The following is a 19,805-nucleotide window of genomic DNA, read 5'->3' as shown; positions in this document are numbered from 1 at the left end:
TTGACCAAACCAGCACAGCACACATCGGATTGGTACGTCGAGCCGGGTGGGCGGTCGTTGCGGCGCCACACGATGTCGGCCAGCCGCATCGCTCCCGATCTGCGGGTGCCGTGGACGATGATTCCCGCCGGCCGCACCTCTGTGCGCCTGGACACCGGTGGGGTGGGCTGGCTGTCGCCGCCGGGGTGGAACCACCCCGACGCGACGGTCGTCATCACCTGCGCGCGTGACACCTCCGCCGTGGCCTACCTCGACACGGTCGTCGAGGAATTCGCCCACGCCTGTGTCCGGGACTTCGCCGCGTGCCCCGCGCTCACGCTGTCGGTGCTGTTGTCGTTGTGGGACAGCGAGTTCCGGGCGGCCGGACTGTTCGACGGCAACGTCTACCTGTCCTCGGCGGCCGCGGTCGCCGCCGCGGCGGCGGTGGCGGGCTGGACCGCGCCGATGCTGACCGAGCCGGGCTCGCTCGAGCCGGTGTTGCTGGCGATGGGCGAAGCCGAGTTGCTGTATCGGTTCCCCGTCGCGATCAAGTTCGCGGGCGAGTTCGGACCGGACCGGCAGCTGCGGTTGAACTGCTGGGGCCGCCGGCTCGCCGAACGCGCCACCGCCAGCACCGCACTGACCGACCCGACCTCCGCCGCACGCACCCGAATCCGCAATCACCTCACCAAAAACCGGCACCGCTACCACCAGCACATGCAGCGGCTGGCCCATCTGTCCGATCACCCAGCCGGGACGGCCTGGCGGTCGGCCACCCAACTGCCGGTGGGAGTGCTGACGTGAACACCCACACCGGGATCACCGACCCCGGACACATCGTCCTGACCTGGGTGCCCGATGCCGACGCCGACGCCGGGGACATCGCCGAGGTCCAGAATCTGTCCGCGATCACCGTGCTCGGTGTTCGCGTCAGCACCGAGGTCGTCGTGGCGACCAGCGTCCACGACGCTGGCGTCGCGTTGCACCGGACCGGCGACGGTTTCACTCTGTTCGTGCCCGGCTCGAGCTGGCGGCAGGCGCGCGGACACGGCACCGAGATCCTCCTCGCGCTGATCGCGCGGTGCACCGCGATGCTGTATCTGAAGTGTCACATCGTGCAATCCGCGGCCGGCACGGGCCTTCTCGTGATCGACCACGCCGACACCACGCTGCGATCGGGTCCAGGCGCGGATGTGCTCGTCGATGCGAATTCCGTCCGGCCGACGGCTCACATCGTCGATCCGGCACGCCTGTGGAAGGGCGAGGAACCCGAGCCGGTGACAGTGGCGGCGATCGCGTTACGCGGTGACGAGGTCGCAACCCACGTGCCCCCGAAGCTGGCGCTCCCGCAACTGCGGACGCGCCTCGGTGTCCCCACTGCGCGGCTGGCGCGGCTGTGCGCCGGGCCGGGTGCACTGCAGATCCTCGCCGACCTCGACGCCGCCATCGACACGCAGCTGCTCGGGCTGGCGACCGCGATACCGGCGATCTGCACCGACACCGCCGGACTGGCCGACTGGGCGCGTCACGGCGACCTGGACGCGCTGGTCGAGGCGCTGCCGATGGCCTACTCCCCGATCGCGCTGGACGGGTTACGCGCCCTGCAAGCGACCGCGGGGCAGGTTTACGGGCGGCTCGAACCCGACCCAGCGATGGTCTGGACCCTGGAGGAACTGGGCGAAGTGGCCCAGGCCGTGCGCCGACGCGAAAACCCGGCCCGGATCGGCCAAGAACTGGGCCAGCTCCTCAATTGGGCGTTGTGCCTGGCAAACATCTGCGAGCTCGACCTCGCCGACCACGCGGCACGCACCCTGGCCCACGAGGTGGGCCGCCAGCTCAGCGTCCACGGCGCGCTGCACCCGTACCAGTCGCAGCCGTTCCGGGCAGTGCGCTCATGATCCGGCTCGCGGTGCCCGGTGGCCGCTTGTGGCCGCACAGCCTGCAACTACTGCACCAGCTGGGGATCACCGACGTCGCGGGCGGACGCCGCTACGTCTTCGCCAGCCCGGCCGCTGATATGCAGGTGCTGGTCCTCAAGGTGCCCGACATCCCGGTCGTCGTCGACGAGGGCCTGGTCGACCTGGCGGTGGCCAGCGACGAATGGCTCGCCGAGCACAGCGGCCGGTACGTGAGCCTGATTCCGTTGTGCTGGTACCACATTCGGATCTGTGTTCTGGCCCCCGAACCCGACACCGCCACCAGGGGCGGCGCCGATTCGTGGCGTCGGACGATCGCGACACCCTATCCGCGACTGGCGGCCCGGCTGCTGGGGCCACGCGCGCGGATCCGGCCCGTCGCCGGCGCGGTGGAGGCCTATCCCGGCAGGATTACCGATCTGGCGATCGATTGCGTCGAGACCGGCGTGACCGCGGCCAGCAACGGCCTGCGCGTCGTGCGCGAGCTGTGGCGCGGCGATGTCCGCCTGGTCGCCAGCCCGCACACCGACCTCACCAATCCCACAGTCCGAGAAGTGATCTCGGCCCTGCATGCCACCGTTGTGGACCGCGACTGCCGCTACGGTCAGCAGCCGCAGACAGCAGGGCAACGATGACCCTGGACGCCTCCTACTCGGTTCTCGCGGCGAACGCCGCGGCGGCCGCGGTCGCCGCCGCCTATCCGTTCGTCGGCCTCGGGCCCGCGGTGAAAACCCTGGCCGACTCTGCGGCGGCCGAGGCGATCACCGGCGTGCTGACTACCGCGCACCAGCGCGGTCTGGGCCCGATTCGGGTGTCTGGATGCGAAGGTGCCCGCGACAGCGCACCCGTGGTGAGGTTGCCAGCGAGCCCGCAGCCTGCCGTTGCGGATCTGTATTGCGATCCTCTCGACGGCACCCTCAACGCCGTACGTGGCGGACCCCGCGCCGTCGCCGTCGTCGCCTTCACCACGGCAGCCGCGTCGCCGATGGTCCTCGATGACGCTCAATCGGTGTTCGGGCTCGGTAGCAGCACCGCCGATCTCACGAGGGTGTTCGACGCCGAACCGTTCGGGTTCGACCTGATCACCGACCACCTCCACACCACCGAATCGACGACAGGGCTGCTCAACCGCGACGACAACCGGGCACTGCTGACCACGCTCGCGGGATCGGCCCTCGGACCGATTCGGCTGGGCAGCCGCAGCGGGTTCCGGCCCACGATCGCCGGGCCGGGCTGGCTCGCAGTCGGCGACACCAGCATCACCCTGCCGCTGGAAGCCGATCTGGAGTTCGGTCGTGTCGGGCTTCTCGAAGCGCAGATCCAATCCGCTCTGCACCGCAGCTGGGCCGGGCTGGTCGTCTCCCGGGACCGCATCCGCACCCACCCCGGCGGGCCACGCAGCTACCTCGAGGACTACCTGCGCGCCCGCGCCTGGTACGACCCGTCACGGCTGCGCGGACTGTTCACCACCACCGAGCTGGGCCGCTTCGCCGCCGCCGGGATCCCCCTCGACGACCTCACCACCACATTGACCCCGGACCGGTTCGGGGTCGGCCGCGACGCGGTGATCGCGATCGCGGCGCTGAGCTCACCATATGACCCGATCCTGGCGACCTCACCCGATGTCCTGGACAACCCGGTATGGCGCGGCGAAGACGGATGCCTCGACGTCGACACCCTCACGATCACCGCCGGTGGCGTTGCCCGCGAACGCATTCCGGTCACGATCACCGACCTCACGACACTGCCACCGGTGGTGCGGGCGTGGTACCGCAGCCTGCACTGGTCGACCGTCCCCGGTGCCGAGAACCTCACCGCCTGCGCCGAAGGCACAATCCCCCGCCCCGACACCACACCTGAGGACCGACACCCGTGATCGATACCCGCTCCCGCTGGCAGCACACCACCCTCACCACCGATTTCCTCGCCGAATCCTGTTGCGTCGCCGACATGAACGGCGACGGCATCGACGAACTCGTCGCCGGAGACCGCTGGTGGCCCATCGACCGATCCCCGTGCACGCCAACACGATTCCGCACAATCGCCCGGACGTGGCTGCCGCGCTGGGGCGGCGGCGACCGCCCGGACCCACACCCGCACCTGCGCGAAAGCAGCGGCGGCCCACCCCAATACCGGGCCGCCACCTACGACTGGCCCCTACGCTCCTCCGACCGCGGCCGCGCCGACGCGTTGCTGTCGATCGGGATGCACCAGGACCCGATCCGCCGGTACGACCCGCGTCCGGACCCCGCGCAGTGGGAACCCCACGACGTCGTCCACGGCGGGATCTACGAATCGGCCGTATACGCCGACCTCGACACCGAGGGAACCGCCGGGCTGGTGACGGTACCCGATCGGCCCCGGGTCGCCTGGTACGAGCCCGCCCCGGACCCGCGCGCCCCGTGGCTCGAGCATCCGGTCGGGGACCGGGGTGGCAACTGGCACGGCCTCGGTGTCGGCGTCCTCGACACCGATAATCAGCCCCACATCCTCACCCCGACCGGAACCTACCGTTGCGACGGCGATATCCGCCGCCCCTGGCGATGGAGCGCTCTGCTGTCGATCGACGAATTCGGCCGGGCCGGTGAGGGTTTAGGCGACGTATGCCTGATCCACCCGCACCGCCTCTACCCAGATCACCCGGCGACCCTGTTCGCCGCCAGCCCACACGGATACGGGCTGTGGCGTTGGGACCTGGTGGAAGTGACCCCTGCACGACGGGTCTACCAGCGCGCCGCCCTGGAGTCGGCCACCTCGCAACTGCACGCCCTGGCCGTGCTGGGGGCCACCGGCGGCGAACCGGTCGACGCGTGGGTGATCACCGGCAAACGCTGGCAGGCCCACGGCCCCGACCATGACCCGGACCCGCGCGGGACACCGGTGTTGTTCCGGGTCGGCGTCCACAGCGACCCGGCCGTCCCACCGCGCGTCGAACTGATCGACGACCACAGCGGGGTCGGTCTGCACTTCGCCGCCCGCCGGCTCGGCGACGGCCGCATGCAAATCGCGACCGCGAACAAGCTCGGCGTTCACCTTCTCACCGAAAACGATTAGGAGACAACAACTATGGCCAACACACCTCACCCTGCCACCGTCCTGCTCGCCGACCTCGCTCCCACGCAGGCGTTGTGCGCGTTCAATGTCGAAACCTTCGACACCCTGCACCCGGCGTTGCGGGCCGCCGCCGATGCCGGGTGCCCGGTCGTGCTCGCCTATTCCGTGCCCGCCGCCCGCTACCTCGGCTACTCCCAGACCGTCCAGCTCGTGCAGACCGTCGCCGACTGGTACCCCGGCGTGGCCTACGCGCTGCACCTGGATCACTGCGAAGACCCCGACGAACTGCGCGCCGCCGTCGCCGCCGGATTCAGCTCCGCGAACCTGCTCAACGAGGGCGCGCTCAGCGACGAGGACTACCTCGCGGCCGCCCGAACGCTACACGCCGAGCTCGGTGAACGGGTGTCGCTGGAGTTCGTCCTCGGCCGGCTCGCCCACATTGACGACCCCAACACCCCCACCGTCGAGATCACCGCCGAGGCGGTGGCCCGGTTCGCGCAGGCATGCTCGCCCGACATCGTCGGATTCGACTGTGGCTCGGTCCACGGCATGGCCGAACGCAGCCGCGAAATCGACATCGCGCTCATCGGCGCCGTCGCCACCACCACCGGGCTGCCGATCGTGCTCCACGGCTCCTCCGGCGTGCAGGCGGCCGAGCTGCGGGCCGGAATCGACGCCGGACTCCGCAAGATCAACATCGAAACCGCGCTGCGCAAAACCTACGTCAATACCGCCCGCGCAGCTCTCACCAGCAGCGGGCCGCACGCGGGCAAACCGCGCTTCCTGACCAAAGCCACCGACGAAGCCCTCGGCGCCCTCTACGCCGCGCTGCTCGCCGACTACACCCTGCGGAAGTGGTGAACCGTCATGGCGAAAACCGAATCCGGGCCTGCGGTGATCGGTGCGACGATGCCACGGTTCCAACTGCCCGACGTCGACGGCCGCCTCCACGCCAACGCTGAGCTCACCGGCGCGAACGGCACCCTGGTGGCGTTCTTGTGCACGCACTGCCCCTATGTGAAACACATCGCCCCCGCCCTCGCCGAGATCACCGAGGATCTGCGCCACAGCGGCATCGCCACCATCGCGATCAACCCCAACGATCCGGCCGAAAACCCCGAAGACGGCCCGGACGGCATGCGCGCGGCCGCCGACGAATACGGCTACCGGTTCCCCTACCTCATCGACACCGACCAGGACACCACCCGCTCGTTCCGCGCCGTCTGCACCCCCGACTTCTTCCTGTTCGACCGCCACGACAGCCTGTACTACCGCGGCCAGTTGGACTCGAGCCGCCCAGGGAACTGGCTGCCGGTCACCGGCGAGGACCTGCGCGGCGCTGTCGCCGCGATGCTCACCGGTGAATCAGCACCCGCCATCCAGACACCGTCACTGGGATGCAGCATCAAATGGCGCGAGCAGCGGCCCTCCGAGCAGTGGGAGGCGCGGTGAAAGCCGTTGCCGACCAGCAGATCACCCACGATCTGTGCCGCCTGCTCGACCACGACGTGCCCCACCGATTCGCCCCCGGGATCTTGACCGGCACCATCACCGACATCTGCGAGCGCCTCGGCATCGGGTACCCCCGGATCGTCGCGGGCAATATCGTCATCGGAGATCCGAGCATGGCCCGATACCTGTTGTCGGCGCACCTGGACGAAGCCTCCTTCAGCGTCACCGTCGTCGGCGACTCGACGGTGACACTGGCGCCGTGTCACCGGTTCCCGGGCGGGCTCGACCGCGCCGACATCCGGTTCGTCGGCGTCCGCGATGGCGAGTACCGCAACCTCGGCGACGCCGAAATCCGCAGTGCCGGACAACAATTCATCACACACACCACGACCGACATCCGCCTGGGCGACCGGGCGGTGTATCGGCATCCCACCACCGTCGAGGCGAACCTGGTGACCGCCAAAGCCATCGACGACCGCGTCGGCGCGCTGATCGCGCTGCACGGTGCGAGGCGGCTACTCGAACTCGGGATCCCGACCGCGGTGGTGTTGTCCGACGGTGAGCAGAACCGCCCCACCGGATACTTCTCTCGAACGTTCCCGCATGTCCTGCACACCCTCGCCGCCGAGGCCACGATCGTGTTCCTCGACGGCATCTTCCAGGACGGGCTACGCCGCGACGGTGTCACGGGCCCGTTGCCGGGTGCGCTGGTGGTCCCGCATTCCGGAGACGGCGCCGGATACAGCGTCGCCCCACACACCTTCGCGATCCTGCGGGACATGATCATCCCCGAAGCCGTCGACGCCGGGATCGACGTGCGCATCAGCGGCGCCTACCACTCCCGCGGCGACGACTGGGGCATGGTCACCAACCCAACCTGCGGCCACGAGCACAGCGCGTTCTTCCTTAGCTTCGGCGGCTGGGGCAACACCCCCGCGCACCGCACCATCGACCTGGCCTGTATCGGCAACTGCGTCGATTTCCTCGAATTCGCCGCCGAACGATTCGGCTGACTAATCCTCGACAGCGGTGCCGGAATCGAACAGATGGGGGCGTTGTCCCGCCGCGATCTGTCGCACGACCGCGGGCAGGAGTATGTGCTCGGCGGACAGCACGCGCGCAGCGAGCGTGTCGACGGTGTCGTCGTCGAGGACCGGGACTTCGAGCTGAGCGATGACCTCGCCGGTGTCATATTCGGCGTCGACGAGGTGGATCGTGGGACCGCTAACCTGGGCTTCGGCTTCGAGAACTGCCTGGTGGACACGGTTTCCGAAGAAACCGACGCCGCCGAAGCGCGGCAAAAGCGCTGGGTGAATGTTGATGATCCCGGGGCTGAATTCTTTGAGCGTCCGCGGGCCGAGCTTCTTCATATAGCCGGCCGTGACGACCAACTCGACCGAATGCTCGACGAACATTGCACGGATAGCGTCGTCGAGTTGGTCGGGATCGGGATGGGTCTTGCCCGACAGATGCCGGGTCGGAATCTGGTTCTCCCGCGCATACGCCAAGCCTTGCGATCCACCATTGTTCGAGATCACGGCAGCTATTTCGAAGTTCGCATCGGGTTCGAGCGAAGCCCGGTGCAGCGCACGCAGGTTAGAGCCGTTGTGCGAGACGAGGACACCGACGCGGAGCTTGGGCATGGCCGGTAGTTTCCCACACCCGATTGCCGCCGAGCCCCGCAACCTCCCCGCGAGCCAGGTCATCTCTTGCGGTGATTCACGCACACTTTGACAGGAGATGTCGTGACGAAGCGGGCTGGCGAACCGGCGGGTTCAGCGCGGCTGGAGTTGGTCGACGGCGTCGCGCTGCTGCGAGCGGAAGATGTTGTGCTGCAAGCGATGCGCGGCTGAGCCGCTCAGCGGTTAGGCGGGCGCGGACTGAAGTTGACTACGTCTGTCACACGCCCTCCACCGTCCGACGGCCCACCTGCACCGCTCACCGCGTCGGCGGTGCTGGTCGTGCACGGGCCCCGCAGACCACGCAGCACTCCCGACCATCCCACTCGTTGTGCTGCTCAGGGACAACGAGGGCACCGGGCAGATGACCTCGTGGGCCGACCACGGCGAGGACTGGGCGCGTAGCCGACACCGCAGCGACACACCACTGCCGGATCTGTTCCGTGGAGCCCTCGACCTGCCCCGCCGTATGCCCGGATCCGAGCATCGCGCCGAGCAACCCCGCTACGAACGCATCCCCGGCGCCCACCGAATCGATGACCTCACACTCCGGCGCGACGACGTCGAACCGGCGGGTACCTCGGCCACGGCCGTCGATACCGAACAGACCATGACGGCCGTCGGAGACAATGATGATCGCATCCAACGTCGCGGCCAAAGTCTCTGCGTCACAACACAACCGACGTGCCAGAAACCGGGCCACCGTCGCCTGCATGACGATCACGCCGAACGGACTCAACTGCCCCAGCAGCGTCTGCGGACTACGGAAGTTCAGATATCCCGGATAACCGATGTCCACAATGGTTGTCCACCCCGCCGCGCCGAGTTCGCCTGCCCACGCCGCCGTCCGGATGGTGAGCTTGTCAGCGAGGAACAGCGCCGGCCGCGGAAACGCGAACCGCGATGGACCCGCGACAATGTCCGCGCACGCATCCAGCACCGTCGACCTCGGCAGTCCACCGCAGCACGGGCACCTCGAGCGAGTGCAATAACGACCAAGCGAACTGCCTTCGGTGGGAATCGGGAAGTGATGCATCGTGATCGTCGGCAGGCCACGAATCCGGGCCACCCGACTCATATCCACCCCCAGACCACCTGCGTCCCGAAACGCCACACCAGCACGGACATCGTCACCCCCGACCCCGACACCCGCCACCGAAATGCCTCCCCATGCCAAGTTGACCAGTGCGTTCCACACACTTCCACCACCGCGCGAACCCTGATACACCAGTTGACCGGCCCTCGGTAGGTAGAAGGCATCATGGACAAGCCTGCCCAACCCCCAAACCACATGCTCCATCGCCCCGCCTAAGGCCAGTCCGGATTACCCAAGTCGCAGACCCCACGCTAGAGCTGCGCCCTCGTACCCACTATCTACGCACCATATCGGCTGCGGCGTAACGATTTTCGGCGACATCGCCTCTCACTCAACCGATGTCTCGCGCGGCGAGAAACAAGATGATGAAATATATTGCAGGCCAATGAAGCTCAGCTCGATTCGGAGAGCTGGAGAAAATTGGGACGCAGACTCGGCGCCGTATCGTCCATCTACGCTGAGCGATTCGAAATCACCCGGACCGCCGACTGGTACTGCATGAAGATTGCCGACGAGGCCCGACGAACGCCTCCTCGTCGATCAGCCCGGCTCCTCCAAATTTGCGTGGGGGATATGTCATTCCCGCAGCTCAGCAGCGGATCGAGTGTGTCAGAGGGTGCCGCCGAATGGGTCGATGTGCTCGGTCCAGCTGTCCTGCTCATCGAGATATCCCTCGGGTGGTCGGTGTGCGTTCCACCAGTCGCCGTACTGCTCCTCGTGGTCGTTCATCGCGCCGAACAGCTCGGGCTCGAACTCGCCTTCCGACATGTCAGCATCACGCGACACACTTACCTCCGATCTCAAAGGCTTTGCCCGGGTGGAGGAATCACCCACGAACCGGACAAGCGCGGTAACTCGACGGTGTCATCGGCAATCGCGTTGTGCAGCCGCCGGATGAACTCCTCAACCGTGTACCCCGCAGCGGCGATATCGGCAATTAGCTTCGCCGTCGCGTTCGGGTCCCGCGGATCGCTCACCCCACCCCATTTCGCCGATCCGTTGATCCCGATAGTCGAGACCTTAGCCGTCGACCTCAGCGGTCCCGCCCGTGCGTGGCCGTCAGACCCGGTTCGGTCCGGTCCAGTCCGGTCGTAGTGACCCGTGATCAGCGGGAACGACACGTCCCTCGGATTCGATCGGGCGGACCATCACGACCAGCGAGTCCCCTTGGTCACTCGGATACGGCCGCGTGGCCGTCGTGAACTGGAAATCGTTGCGGCAGTAGAGGTTTATCGCTGGTGCGTTGGTCGTGAGAACATCCAGCCCCAGCCAGTCGACTCCGGCCTCCTGCGCAGCCCAGGCGTACACAGCGGCGAGCAATCGGTCCGCCAGGCCGCTGCCCCGTGCTGCTGGCTGGACGAACATGCCCCACAGCATCGCCCAGGTCTGGGTGGCCAGCACTGGCGGATCCGGCAGATCGAAATCATCGCAATCGCGTTCTGCGCCAACGAAGGCGCCGAGCATGCCGCACCATGAACCGCCGTGTTCACCGACGATGAGGGTCTGCCGCCCTGCCCGCCGACTCCGCTCGATGCGGGCTTCCCAGCCCGCTGAGTCCAGCCTTTCAGCGGCGGCATAGCTCTCCAGGAAAGCAGTCGGCGCCGACCGCAATGCCTCCAGCCGAAGCGCGCGCAGCTGCTGCCCGTCACCCCGGCGCACACGGCGGATGCTCCAACTCACCGACTGGTGCCCGCTATCCGGCATCGTTGGACCTCCGATCCCGCTTGAGCTCTGACGGCGATGAGGGACGCGGCTCCACCGTAACGTTCCGACCAGCAGAAATGGCACGTCCCTACGTTGTCTTGTTCCGCGGACCGGCACCAGGTCGACCGGCCGGCGCCAGGCGCAGGTACTGGCCGCTCAACTCCAGGGGCCAGCGCCTCCGGTAGAAATCGGCGATCAAGTCGTCGGCGACCAGCCCCAGATTCGGGATCGCTTGGGCTACAGCCCATGTGATCAGGTTCTCGACGAGGGCGGTGCCCACGGCACAGCCCTGCCATTCCGGCAGCACTATGACATCGACGACGACCCCGTAGAGCCCATCACCGATGATGCGGCCCATACCGATCGCTGGGCTGGGTTGTGAACAGTCTTGTGCCACAACGCCGTAGAGGCTGGCTGCCAGGGCCGCTGCGGTGCGGGCGTCGTCCGGCGGCGAGTGCCACCCGACCGACCGGCGCAGAAACCGGTATTCCTCGACCGTGGCCATCCGCGCCACCACCTCGGTGCTATTCATCGGCCGATGACACATTCTTGGCAGCGGTCGAGTCGGCCAAGCGTTCCCCTCGGACGATGCCGGCCTCGTCTACGGCGAGCCGGAACCGCGTGGGCTGTCGCTGGTGGACGACGGCCAGCCAGATCAGCGCCCAGACTCCCGCGGTGACGACGGTCAGCGTCGCGTGCAGCACATGGTCGGGCGGCGGTCCCGACAGGACGACCACTGCGCTGAGTTCACCGCGGACCTGCACCCGGCAGGTAGCGTGCTCGGCCAGCCAGTCGATCCGATCGGTGAGCCGCTGACTGCGCTCGGCGACCGTCAGCGCGGGCGGGGCGATCGGCGGATCGGCCACGACCGTGAGGTGTCGCGGCCGGGGCGCCGGCTGTATGGGAGAGGACTGCGGCATCAGTGGCTGACCCACTCTCTGACACCGCAGTCCAAGCCGGTGAAGTACTCGACGAAAACCGCCAAGGCGCACCGGATACCACCGGCGGCCTCGACAATGGACTGCATGGTCGGCACGAGGCGTTGCGGTGTTCGATTAACCAGCAGCCATGCCACGCACCCGATTCCGACGGCGATACCTGCTGCTACCGGTGGCCGCAGCGCGTGATGTGTAGTCCGGTTCATTTTTCTACCGTTTCGGGTGTCGATGAGAGTTATTGGTGTGCACAGTGTTTCGGAGCCAGCTAGTGATTGAGGGTGCTGGTGGTGTCAGCCGATCCTTCCGACTGCGGCGTAGCAGAAAGTCTTGTCCGCGCGTTCCGGTGCCCACTCGGGTCGCTGGGCGCGGCACTGGTCGGGCTCGCTGCCGGGACGCCACCGGTGCGGTGGGACAAGCCCGGGCTCGAGAAGATCGGTTCCAGCCAACAGATCGCCGACCTCCCCGCGGGTGCGTGGGCGGAATTCGATGCCGAATTCGCCATACACCACGGCTGCGCGCTTGGCGATATCGGAGCCGGGATCAGCAGTGATATGGGAGAGCACGAGGTAGGACCCGGCAGGCAACGAGGAGGTCAGTGCCTTCGTCACCGCAGCGGGTTCGGCGAGGAACTCACACACGAATCCCAGACAGATCGCTTGTGGCTGACCAGGATTCATGAACTCGGCGATCGCATCCACAATGGTGTCGGTGTGGGTGAGATCGGCGTGGACGATGTGGGTGCGCGAGTTCGCCAGCAGGGCTCGGCCGTGCGCGGCGACCACGGGATCGTTGTCGACGTAGAGTGTTCGGATGTCCGGGTCGACGGCTTGGGCGGCGTCGTGCACGTTGGGGCTGCATGGGTAGCCGCTGCCGAGCTCGACGAATTGGCGCACGCCGTACTCGGCGGCCAGGCAGCCGACCGCGCGGATCAGGAATTGGCGTGCTGTCCGCACGACCAGCCGGAATTCGCCGGTCTCCTGCTCGAGTGCGCGGCCCGCTATGCGGTCGATCAGGTAGTGGTCCTTGCCGTCGAGAAGGAAATCGTGGATGCGGCCGGAGTGCGCGCGGTCCGGCCGGAATTGCAGGCTCACAGATCCGCGGCGTGCGGAGGATGTTGGCTCGCCGGGCTGCAGTTCGCCTGAATCCATCACAACGTCGTCCCGCTCGGTGAACTATCGCTGATCGCTGCGGCCGGGCTGTGGTTGCGGACGTCGTCCTGCTCGACTGGTGCAGGGGTGGGTGGATCCGGCTGCGCCGCAGGTCTGTCGGCGAGGAAGTACAGCGGCCAGCGACTGGCTGGCGACAGGTGGTCAGTGGCCTGTGTGAGGCGCTGCTCAGGTGCAGGCGCTGCACTGAGCCGGGTGATGAGCAGGGTGATCTTCGGGGGTTTGCCAGGGCCGGCGACGATTTCCGGTGCCAGCATCCGACTGTCGGGATGTGTGCGGAGTGCGGTCAGCTGCTCACCAACCGTCGAGCCGGGCAGGTGTAGGCCGCGCTTGCGCCATGCCTCGGTCTCGGGATGTGGCCGGTCCAGATCGCTGGCCGCGAGCGCCGCTTCAACGTCGACCCACCGGAACTGCCCTGCCTGCCAATGTGGTTCGGATGGTGTGCAAGCGGGCGGGTTGCCGCTCAGGTCTGCTGCCGTCGCGCTGATGAGGTGGCCGGTGAGGGTCTCGGGCGGGTAATGCTCGGCCAGCCCGCGATAGCGAACTGTGACCGCGGTTTCGATGTAGTCGGCCGCCGCGGCGTACAGCAGGCGAAGTGAATGCGCGGCCAGCAACTGCTCGCGCCACCACGCCCTCGGGCGGTACACAGTGCGGCCGGTGAGGTGAGCCAAAACGAGCAGTTCCAGCCATACCGCGATCCGGGGGTCCTCGGCGATGCGGCGGGCCCGGTGCACCTCGCGCAGGGTGAGTGGTCCCTCGCCACCGGGATCGATAGGCGTGGGAGCATATTCGCGGTCGGAGCCCAGCGGGACGGCGACGCGGACGGGCCGGTCCATGCCGTCGGTTGCGACGATGGCGATGCCAGGCGGCAGGGACACGACATGGCGGGCGTGCTCGGGATCCAGATTCATCGCCGCGCCGACGAGATCACGGTCCTCGGCGGCGGGGAGTCGATGGACGATCTTGACCGCGGTATTGGCGATCACGTCCGAGGTCAACTTGCTGGGGATCTGCTCGGCGACGATGATGCCCTCGCCGTAGGCGCGGATCTCGGCCAGCAGTACGGCGAATTGGTCGACCGCATGCGCCGCCGGCGTTCCCAGCGGCGCACGTTTGAGCAGCCGATGAGCCTCCTCGATGACCAGCACATGCCGCAGCCGCTCAGGCTCATGCGTGCGTCGCTGCATTCGCAGGTATTCGGTGAGCCGGATGAGCACGACGCCGATGAGGAAAGCTCGGTCGGCCGTGTTGCCTACCGCGGCGAGATCCAGCACCACGTTCTGATTCATCAGCTCGCCGAGATCGAGTTCGTATCGGCCTCCGAAGAAGGCACCGGTGGTACCGGCTCGCGATAACGACCCGACGCGCACGCCCATGAATCCGGTGACATTGGCGGCGATCTCGTTCCCGTAGCCGATCTCGGGGACCGCGGCCGCGGCCGCGGTTTGCAGATCCGGCAGCGTCGGATACCGCGGGGTCATGCCGGGGATGCGGGATTCGTTGAGGACGATGTCCCATCCGAGGTCGGTGTAGCAGCGATTCAGCGCGTGCGAGAGCACCTGCGGGAACGGATCCACCGCGTCGAACGCGGCGAGGAACAGCTCTCGGACCAGGTCGATGTGGTTCGCCAGGGAAAACCCCGGCTCAGGCCGCAGCGGGTTGAGGCCCCATGCCACAGCGTCCGGATCTCCAGGGCGTATCACCCGCACCGGCGCACCCAATCGTCCGGCCATTCGTGCGTATTCGGCCTTGGCCGGTTCGATTACCAGCCACCGGATCCCCTGGTCGTGCAGGCCTTCCAGCAGGTGCCGTACCGTCTGCGATTTGCCTGATCCGGTCGCTCCGGCGACCAGCACGTGCCGGTTGAGCGCGGCGAGCCCGACCGACACGCGACCGGTGCCCGCGTCGGCTGCATCCAGTGCCACACCCAGATCGACCCGCCCCGCCCCCGGCCCCGGGGCGGCGCCGAATCGGACGGACTCGATCGATGGCGCCGGCCGTTGACCAGTCACGCCGAAACCACTGTCGCTGTCGTCGCTCTCATATTCCATGTCCTCTCCGCTTCATTGCATGAAAAGCCGCTGGTATGGAAGTTGTGGAAGTTCCTTTAGTTCCTCAGCCGATCGCATGTCGACCGTGACCTCGGCGACGAGCCCCTGGCGAATCGCTTCGGCGGCGTACTGGATCGCGGCCCATTCCTCGGCTCGGTAGTGCTGGATCGGGACTCCAGTCACTCCGAATTCGACGGCAAGGTGGCGCTCCATCACGGGCCCTAGCGGTGCTCCGATAGCTGCCGAGTTTCCTCAGCGACGGGCCTGCGCGGCCATCGGTGGCGCGGCTGCAACGTCCACACCTCGGATTCGGTTCGCAGATAGTCCAGCCATCCCGGCACGTCGCCCAGGGTGCGCACGACGACCGCGTCGACCGTGCCCAGGGCCAGCAGCCGCGGCAGCCCCGCATCGGAATCGATGACGAGCGCCCGGTCACCCTGGAGCACGAAGCCCGCTCCGGTAGCGAGCTTTTCGAGCTCTTCGGCATGCGCGTGCGTATCGGGTCCGGATCGGTCGCGGCGCACGATCGCCTGCGCGGTGATCATGAGGCTCTGCGCGGCAGCGCCAGATATCGGCACACCGCCTCGGTCAATGTCGCGATCGACTCGTCATCGTCTGCGAGGGGCACCTCGACACGAGTGGAGGTCCCCCCGCCGGCTGCGCTGGTGTAGAGGACGGTGACACCCGGAGCCGCGGCCGTGATCAAATGCAGCACTGCATCGGCAGTAAGTCCCGGGGGAAACGCCAGATGCGCCGGAGTCGGGGTTACCAGGTAGCCGCGCCGCTCGCCCAGACGCGCCAATTCGACCATCAGCGACACCAGCCCCATCGTCTGCACCGGCGCAGCCAGGACCTGATCGAGTGAAATGCCATCTCGATCGGCGATACTGCGAATTCGCGGTAAGACCAGCCCACATGATTCGGAATCGGCGTCGACCGCCATCCTCCACAGCACCCCAACCGCCGAGCCTCGCTCGGCGAACAGCCGGATTGCGCTGCCGCCGTAGTTCTGGGCGGCCTGCTCCAACTGCGCGGTCACATCCGAGCGCGCACTCGGGTGCACAAGCGCCTGCCGGAAATACCCAAACACCGGTGTCATCGGCCTACTCCTCGGAATGCTCACCGCGGGATCCATCGCGTCGACGTGCCGGATCCGCGGCCATCGATGCCCTCGACTGGACGAGATCTGCCTGCTTGCTCCTGTCAGCGCGGCTCCCGCGCGCCGACACGGCGCCACTGGTTCTGTGACCGTGGCGTGGGGGCGTAGGGTTCCGGCGAAACGCTCCAGCGTCCAGGAGGTCGCGCCGATGGTCCATCGTCACCTGATCGACGTTCACGTGCTGCTCACCGAAGGTGACCGGCTGCTGCTGACCCAGCGCGGTGGCAGCGACCGATTCGCGGGCCGCTGGCATCTGCCCTCGGGCAAGGTGGACCGGGACGAGCCGATCACGGTGGCGGCGGCGCGGGAGGCGTTCGAGGAGGTCGGTGCCCTCATCGACCCTGCTGATCTGCGAGTAGTACATGTGGTGCACGTCGCCGGCAGCGGGCCGGAACCACGGCTCGGCATCTTCTTGCACGCTGCCCAGTGGCGTAACGAGCCTGGCAACTCGGAGCCGGAGAAATGCCTTGCGGTGCAATGGTTTCCGGTCGGCGATCTGGATCAGGTCGATATCATCGAGTACCCCGCCGAAGGGATACGTGCGTTCTTGACCGGCGCGTCGGTGTCGTTCGGCGAATCGGGTTGGGGCAGTGCACATTACCGGGTTCCTGTCGTCGTCTAGCCGTGCAGGCGGGCGTATTGGGTGCGCGACAGGGAGGTCAGCTTGTCACGCACGTACCCCGGCGGTGCGTCGGAAAGGCGTACGGGCACAGCAAAATTGAATTCGTCTCGGCCGAGCATCGCCTGGTCCACGCCACCGGCGGTCAGGTCGACGGGCGCGTAATCGAGCAGCTGTTCACTGGTGTATCGGCCGGTAGCCATTAGCCGTGTCCATTCGGGAGTTCCGGGATAGGGACGGAACTCGAAAACGCTCGATCGGAACACGCCATCGCGGGTGTCGGCGACCTCCCACAGCCGGTGGATCAGGTTCTCGGTGTCGTCCATCTGTGCGGTGGTCTCGCCGGGGAACCCGAGGATGAAATAGCCCTTCACACTGATTCCGTGGGCCAGCAGGCGATCGACGACCCGCAGGGCCATAGCGGGGGTGATGCGTTTGTCGATGTGTTCGAGCATCGCCTCGTTGCCGGATTCGATGCCTACGGCAACCTCTCGTAATCCGTTGGCGGCCAGCACATCCAGCGTGGCATCAGGGATGCGGTCTAGGACGTTGATGCGCCCTGTCGCGTCCCAGCGCGCCCATTCGCCGACTCCGGCGGCGGTGAACCCGTCCATCATGGCGTCGATGACGCGGCGGGCACCGAGGAACAGGTCGTCGACGAACCGGAACGCAGTCACGCCGAGCTCGTCGCGCAGCGCGGTCATCTCGTCGATGATGTTGTCCGCCTTGCGGACTCGAATCTGCACATCCGGGTTCGCAGACACCGCAGCTCCGCAGAACGAGCAGTTGTAGGGACAGCCGCGGGCACCGACCATGTTCGCCTCGACCCGACCGCCCTCGACGTGCGGATCGTCTGCCAGATAGGTGCGGTCCACGAACGGCATCGCATCGATATCCGGCGCCAGGTAGTGCCCGGTGCCGGGCATTCCACCAATGACCGGGGAGTGCAGGACCGGGTCCAGCCACATCACGCCGGGCAGCCGGGAGCGGCTGCGGTGATCGTCGAGCAGTTCGACGACCCGGGTTTCGGCTTCGCCGACCACCAGCGCGCCGCAACGCAACATGCGGGGATCGGTCAGGATCTCGACCGGCATCGCCTTGGCCTGATGTCCGCCCAGCAGCACCCGGATATCCGGGTCGAGGGCGGCGGCGATAGTGGCAGAGATCTGATAGGTGGGGGCTAGCAGGTTGAACCCGGCCCAGCGCGGCCGAGCCCGGTTCACCAGCGCGGCCGTGTCGCCGATGCCCAAGCCGAGGGCCTCGGCGTCGAGCACACCGACGTTGTGGCCGTGGCGCGCGGCGACGGTGGCGATGTAGGCCATCCCGAGCACGGGCAGCGTGAAATCGTTGACCCGCGGCCGGACGCCGTAGTCACGCAGCGGCGCGTTGACCAGCACCAGATCTAACGGATGCCGCGAGTCGGCGCCAGCGATGAGGTCAGGATGTGGTGCTGCGGTCGAGGTCGCCATGACCGATCCCCCAAGCCAAGGTCAGTAGAGTCCATTCGGAAAGCTGCGGGCCACACATCTCGCGCCAGGCGGCCGCGAAGTCGGCCGGGTCGTGCGGCCACTCCCGGGCCGGGTTCAGCCGCCGCGCCCACGTCCTCACCGCCAGATCGTTGTGCGGGTACAACCCGAAATCACTGGTGTGGTCACAGACCGCGGCGCGGGCGGTCCACTGCCCGATCCCGGACACCGACCGCAACGCCTCCACCCGCTCCGCTGCAGGCAGCCGCGCCCACTCGTCACCGTCAGCGAGGTACGCCGCGGCGGCGGCTTTCAGTTTCGGTTCGAAGAACTTCGCTCCGGCGGCGGTGTAGCAGTCCGAGGTCATCGCCTGCACCTGGCTCGGGTCGGGAAACAGCCAGGCCGCACCGCCGGGAGTGCGGACCGGCCTGCCGTAGAGATGGCTGAACCGCTGATACACCTTGCGTGCTTGCCCAGCCCGGACCACCTGCCGCATGATCGCGGTCGCGATCGCGTCCCACAACGAAGGGTTCGTCAGCCGACCTACCGCTCCAGCCGCCTTCAACGGTGCCAGCAGATCATCGGGGCCGGCCAACCCGGACGGATCCACCCAGACCAGGTCGGTCGCGACCGTCTCACACCGCTCGATCGACACGTCCCCACCCGGCAGCGGGTAGGCGACGACCAGGCCCGCCGCGGAGGTTCCGTCGGTGACGGCCCGGCACCAGCGCCCCTCGATCAGATTCGTCCACCCGAGGTGGTCACGCATGATCATGCGGTGTGCTTTCGTGCCGCGGGCGTCCATGCTGGTCTACCGGTCACCATTTCCTCGATCAGATCAGCAATCTGGTTGGCCACCTGGAACGGCCACAACCTGCTGGTGTCGATCACGGTGATCGGCCAGCCCCGCCGCCGCAGATCCATCGCGGCCGCATCGAACAGCTCCACCTCGCGGTCAGTGATAGCGGGATCGTGCTCGAACCGGCTGCGCCGCCCGCCGTCTTGTTCGCGCTTGGCCAGCCGATCCCGGATACGTGACCGGTCCGCAAGCAGGATCACCGCTAAATCCGGTACCCGCACGCAGTCGTTGAACGCCCACACCCGGTCAACTGGCACCCCATCGATGACCTGAAGCACTAGCGACGATGGCAGATAGCGATCGGTGACCACCACTTCACCGCGGGCGAGCGCGGGGGCAATCTCACTGTCCTGCTGGGCGAGCCGATCACCAGCCACCAACAATGCCAACGCGACCCCACCACACGTCTCCGACACCGATCGCACCACCTGCCCGAGCAGACCGGAACTGGGCTGGGCGGTGGCGAATGCGGGAATCTTGCGTTTCGCCAGCTTCTCGGCCAGGCTCGCGACCACCGCAGATTTGCCGACACCGTTCGGGCCGTCTATCGAGACCAGACACCCGTGAGAACTCATCGCGGAACCCCCTGCATGAATAGTGTTCGGGCACAGGCTCACTGCCGCAGAACCCTGCGCGGAGCGGGATTGGCTGGGAGGGATTGACAGCC

The 19,805-nt window shown here is 67.3% G+C and carries 25 protein-coding genes; 9 read left to right on the top strand and 16 right to left on the bottom strand.

Features of this window, described 5'->3' with window-relative positions; all coding sequences use genetic code 11:
- Genes LGY53_RS35240 through LGY53_RS35205 form a run of 8 tightly spaced genes read left to right on the top strand, consistent with a single transcriptional unit; the run spans position 1 to position 7,414 of the window.
- Positions 1 to 783: a hypothetical protein gene (locus LGY53_RS35240; protein WP_225731027.1), complete on the top strand. Its 783-nt coding sequence runs from the start codon at positions 1 to 3 to the stop codon at positions 781 to 783.
- A complete protein-coding gene (locus LGY53_RS44290; RefSeq protein ID WP_225731026.1) occupies positions 780 to 1,877 on the top strand; it encodes a MazG nucleotide pyrophosphohydrolase domain-containing protein in 1,098 nt (365 codons plus the stop codon). The genes LGY53_RS35240 and LGY53_RS44290 overlap by 4 nt, the downstream gene beginning before the upstream one ends.
- Complete coding sequence (gene hisG / locus LGY53_RS35230; protein WP_225731025.1) at positions 1,874 to 2,530, top strand: ATP phosphoribosyltransferase; 657 nt, start codon at positions 1,874 to 1,876, stop codon at positions 2,528 to 2,530. The genes LGY53_RS44290 and hisG overlap by 4 nt, the downstream gene beginning before the upstream one ends.
- Positions 2,527 to 3,771 carry a fructose-bisphosphatase class II gene (locus tag LGY53_RS35225; protein WP_225731024.1) on the top strand — a complete coding sequence of 415 codons (1,245 nt, stop codon included), beginning with the start codon at positions 2,527 to 2,529 and terminating at the stop codon, positions 3,769 to 3,771. The genes hisG and LGY53_RS35225 overlap by 4 nt, the downstream gene beginning before the upstream one ends.
- Positions 3,768 to 4,949, top strand: a complete 1,182-nt coding sequence (locus tag LGY53_RS35220; RefSeq protein WP_225731023.1) for a hypothetical protein — start codon at positions 3,768 to 3,770, stop codon at positions 4,947 to 4,949. Before LGY53_RS35225 ends, LGY53_RS35220 begins: the two co-directional genes overlap by 4 nt.
- 12 nt (positions 4,950 to 4,961) lie before the next feature.
- A complete protein-coding gene (locus tag LGY53_RS35215; RefSeq protein ID WP_225731022.1) occupies positions 4,962 to 5,810 on the top strand; it encodes a class II fructose-bisphosphate aldolase in 849 nt (282 codons plus the stop codon).
- Between the two features lie 6 nt (positions 5,811 to 5,816).
- Positions 5,817 to 6,401 carry a thioredoxin family protein gene (locus LGY53_RS35210; RefSeq protein WP_225731021.1) on the top strand — a complete coding sequence of 195 codons (585 nt, stop codon included), beginning with the start codon at positions 5,817 to 5,819 and terminating at the stop codon, positions 6,399 to 6,401.
- Positions 6,398 to 7,414, top strand: coding sequence for a hypothetical protein (locus LGY53_RS35205; RefSeq protein WP_225731020.1), 1,017 nt, complete (start codon positions 6,398 to 6,400; stop codon positions 7,412 to 7,414). Before LGY53_RS35210 ends, LGY53_RS35205 begins: the two co-directional genes overlap by 4 nt.
- Here the strand turns inward: LGY53_RS35205 and purN are convergent, their stop codons facing one another.
- The 13 genes from purN to LGY53_RS35140 form a co-directional block, all read right to left on the bottom strand.
- Complete coding sequence (gene purN / locus LGY53_RS35200) at positions 7,415 to 8,044, bottom strand: phosphoribosylglycinamide formyltransferase (RefSeq protein WP_225731019.1); 630 nt, start codon at positions 8,042 to 8,044, stop codon at positions 7,415 to 7,417.
- A 295-nt stretch (positions 8,045 to 8,339) separates the two neighbouring features.
- Positions 8,340 to 9,278: a PfkB family carbohydrate kinase gene (locus LGY53_RS44285; RefSeq protein WP_225731018.1), complete on the bottom strand. Its 939-nt coding sequence runs from the start codon at positions 9,276 to 9,278 to the stop codon at positions 8,340 to 8,342.
- 507 nt (positions 9,279 to 9,785) lie between these two features.
- Positions 9,786 to 9,944 (bottom strand): hypothetical protein, encoded by a 159-nt coding sequence (locus tag LGY53_RS35190; protein WP_225731017.1) that lies wholly within the window; start codon positions 9,942 to 9,944, stop codon positions 9,786 to 9,788.
- Between the two features lie 32 nt (positions 9,945 to 9,976).
- Positions 9,977 to 10,153 carry a hypothetical protein gene (locus LGY53_RS35185; RefSeq protein ID WP_225731016.1) on the bottom strand — a complete coding sequence of 59 codons (177 nt, stop codon included), beginning with the start codon at positions 10,151 to 10,153 and terminating at the stop codon, positions 9,977 to 9,979.
- An 82-nt stretch (positions 10,154 to 10,235) separates the two neighbouring features.
- A complete protein-coding gene (locus LGY53_RS35180) occupies positions 10,236 to 10,880 on the bottom strand; it encodes a GNAT family N-acetyltransferase (RefSeq protein WP_225731015.1) in 645 nt (214 codons plus the stop codon).
- Between the two features lie 88 nt (positions 10,881 to 10,968).
- Positions 10,969 to 11,412 (bottom strand): GNAT family N-acetyltransferase, encoded by a 444-nt coding sequence (locus LGY53_RS35175; RefSeq protein WP_225731014.1) that lies wholly within the window; start codon positions 11,410 to 11,412, stop codon positions 10,969 to 10,971.
- Complete coding sequence (locus tag LGY53_RS35170) at positions 11,405 to 11,746, bottom strand: hypothetical protein (RefSeq protein ID WP_225731013.1); 342 nt, start codon at positions 11,744 to 11,746, stop codon at positions 11,405 to 11,407. Before LGY53_RS35170 ends, LGY53_RS35175 begins: the two co-directional genes overlap by 8 nt.
- A gap of 53 nt (positions 11,747 to 11,799) precedes the next feature.
- Positions 11,800 to 12,024: a hypothetical protein gene (locus LGY53_RS35165; protein ID WP_225731012.1), complete on the bottom strand. Its 225-nt coding sequence runs from the start codon at positions 12,022 to 12,024 to the stop codon at positions 11,800 to 11,802.
- Between the two features lie 84 nt (positions 12,025 to 12,108).
- Positions 12,109 to 12,909, bottom strand: a complete 801-nt coding sequence (locus LGY53_RS35160) for an SAM-dependent methyltransferase (protein WP_225731011.1) — start codon at positions 12,907 to 12,909, stop codon at positions 12,109 to 12,111.
- A 56-nt stretch (positions 12,910 to 12,965) separates the two neighbouring features.
- The gene (locus LGY53_RS35155; protein ID WP_225731010.1) at positions 12,966 to 14,909 is read right to left on the bottom strand and encodes an ATP-binding protein; all 1,944 of its coding nucleotides are present in this window, start codon (positions 14,907 to 14,909) and stop codon (positions 12,966 to 12,968) included.
- A 138-nt stretch (positions 14,910 to 15,047) separates the two neighbouring features.
- Complete coding sequence (locus tag LGY53_RS35150; RefSeq protein ID WP_225731009.1) at positions 15,048 to 15,251, bottom strand: hypothetical protein; 204 nt, start codon at positions 15,249 to 15,251, stop codon at positions 15,048 to 15,050.
- A 5-nt stretch (positions 15,252 to 15,256) separates the two neighbouring features.
- On the bottom strand, positions 15,257 to 15,580 hold the full coding sequence (locus LGY53_RS35145) for a hypothetical protein (RefSeq protein ID WP_225731008.1): 324 nt from the start codon (positions 15,578 to 15,580) through the stop codon (positions 15,257 to 15,259).
- Complete coding sequence (locus tag LGY53_RS35140; protein WP_225731007.1) at positions 15,577 to 16,134, bottom strand: hypothetical protein; 558 nt, start codon at positions 16,132 to 16,134, stop codon at positions 15,577 to 15,579. Before LGY53_RS35140 ends, LGY53_RS35145 begins: the two co-directional genes overlap by 4 nt.
- A gap of 208 nt (positions 16,135 to 16,342) precedes the next feature.
- On the opposite strand from LGY53_RS35140, the gene LGY53_RS35135 reads away from it, so the two are divergent.
- The gene (locus LGY53_RS35135) at positions 16,343 to 16,816 is read left to right on the top strand and encodes an NUDIX domain-containing protein (RefSeq protein WP_225731006.1); all 474 of its coding nucleotides are present in this window, start codon (positions 16,343 to 16,345) and stop codon (positions 16,814 to 16,816) included.
- Here LGY53_RS35135 and LGY53_RS35130 read toward each other — a convergent pair.
- From LGY53_RS35130 to LGY53_RS35120, 3 genes are read right to left on the bottom strand one after another with little or no spacing between them, the layout of a single operon-like run.
- The gene (locus LGY53_RS35130; RefSeq protein WP_225731005.1) at positions 16,813 to 18,282 is read right to left on the bottom strand and encodes a B12-binding domain-containing radical SAM protein; all 1,470 of its coding nucleotides are present in this window, start codon (positions 18,280 to 18,282) and stop codon (positions 16,813 to 16,815) included. The two genes, LGY53_RS35135 and LGY53_RS35130, sit on opposite strands and share 4 nt — an antisense overlap.
- The gene (locus LGY53_RS35125) at positions 18,251 to 19,054 is read right to left on the bottom strand and encodes a hypothetical protein (protein ID WP_225731004.1); all 804 of its coding nucleotides are present in this window, start codon (positions 19,052 to 19,054) and stop codon (positions 18,251 to 18,253) included. Before LGY53_RS35125 ends, LGY53_RS35130 begins: the two co-directional genes overlap by 32 nt.
- Entirely contained in the window at positions 19,051 to 19,713 is a 663-nt protein-coding gene (locus tag LGY53_RS35120) for a dTMP kinase (RefSeq protein ID WP_225731003.1), read from the bottom strand. Before LGY53_RS35120 ends, LGY53_RS35125 begins: the two co-directional genes overlap by 4 nt.
- Positions 19,714 to 19,805 lie beyond the last annotated feature (92 nt).

Origin of the sequence: Nocardia sp. JCM 34519.1, from assembly GCF_020361265.1 — a bacterium.
GTDB lineage: Bacteria > Actinomycetota > Actinomycetes > Mycobacteriales > Mycobacteriaceae > Nocardia > Nocardia arthritidis_A.
Note: the sequence above shows the minus strand (reverse complement) of the source record. Positions and strands in the feature narration are given on the sequence as shown.

Coding starts and splice junctions, on each gene's coding strand:
- LGY53_RS35175 (WP_225731014.1), bottom strand. CDS start 11,412: ATGAATAGCACCGAGGTGGTGGCGCGGATGGCCACGGTCGAGGAATAC.
- LGY53_RS35180 (WP_225731015.1), bottom strand. CDS start 10,880: ATGCCGGATAGCGGGCACCAGTCGGTGAGTTGGAGCATCCGCCGTGTG.
- LGY53_RS35130 (WP_225731005.1), bottom strand. CDS start 18,282: ATGGCGACCTCGACCGCAGCACCACATCCTGACCTCATCGCTGGCGCC.
- LGY53_RS35135 (WP_225731006.1), top strand. CDS start 16,343: ATGGTCCATCGTCACCTGATCGACGTTCACGTGCTGCTCACCGAAGGT.
- LGY53_RS35140 (WP_225731007.1), bottom strand. CDS start 16,134: ATGACACCGGTGTTTGGGTATTTCCGGCAGGCGCTTGTGCACCCGAGT.
- LGY53_RS35215 (WP_225731022.1), top strand. CDS start 4,962: ATGGCCAACACACCTCACCCTGCCACCGTCCTGCTCGCCGACCTCGCT.
- LGY53_RS35145 (WP_225731008.1), bottom strand. CDS start 15,580: ATGATCACCGCGCAGGCGATCGTGCGCCGCGACCGATCCGGACCCGAT.
- LGY53_RS35190 (WP_225731017.1), bottom strand. CDS start 9,944: ATGTCGGAAGGCGAGTTCGAGCCCGAGCTGTTCGGCGCGATGAACGAC.
- LGY53_RS35120 (WP_225731003.1), bottom strand. CDS start 19,713: ATGAGTTCTCACGGGTGTCTGGTCTCGATAGACGGCCCGAACGGTGTC.
- hisG (WP_225731025.1), top strand. CDS start 1,874: ATGATCCGGCTCGCGGTGCCCGGTGGCCGCTTGTGGCCGCACAGCCTG.
- LGY53_RS35210 (WP_225731021.1), top strand. CDS start 5,817: ATGGCGAAAACCGAATCCGGGCCTGCGGTGATCGGTGCGACGATGCCA.
- LGY53_RS35225 (WP_225731024.1), top strand. CDS start 2,527: ATGACCCTGGACGCCTCCTACTCGGTTCTCGCGGCGAACGCCGCGGCG.
- purN (WP_225731019.1), bottom strand. CDS start 8,044: ATGCCCAAGCTCCGCGTCGGTGTCCTCGTCTCGCACAACGGCTCTAAC.
- LGY53_RS35125 (WP_225731004.1), bottom strand. CDS start 19,054: ATGATCATGCGTGACCACCTCGGGTGGACGAATCTGATCGAGGGGCGC.
- LGY53_RS35165 (WP_225731012.1), bottom strand. CDS start 12,024: ATGAACCGGACTACACATCACGCGCTGCGGCCACCGGTAGCAGCAGGT.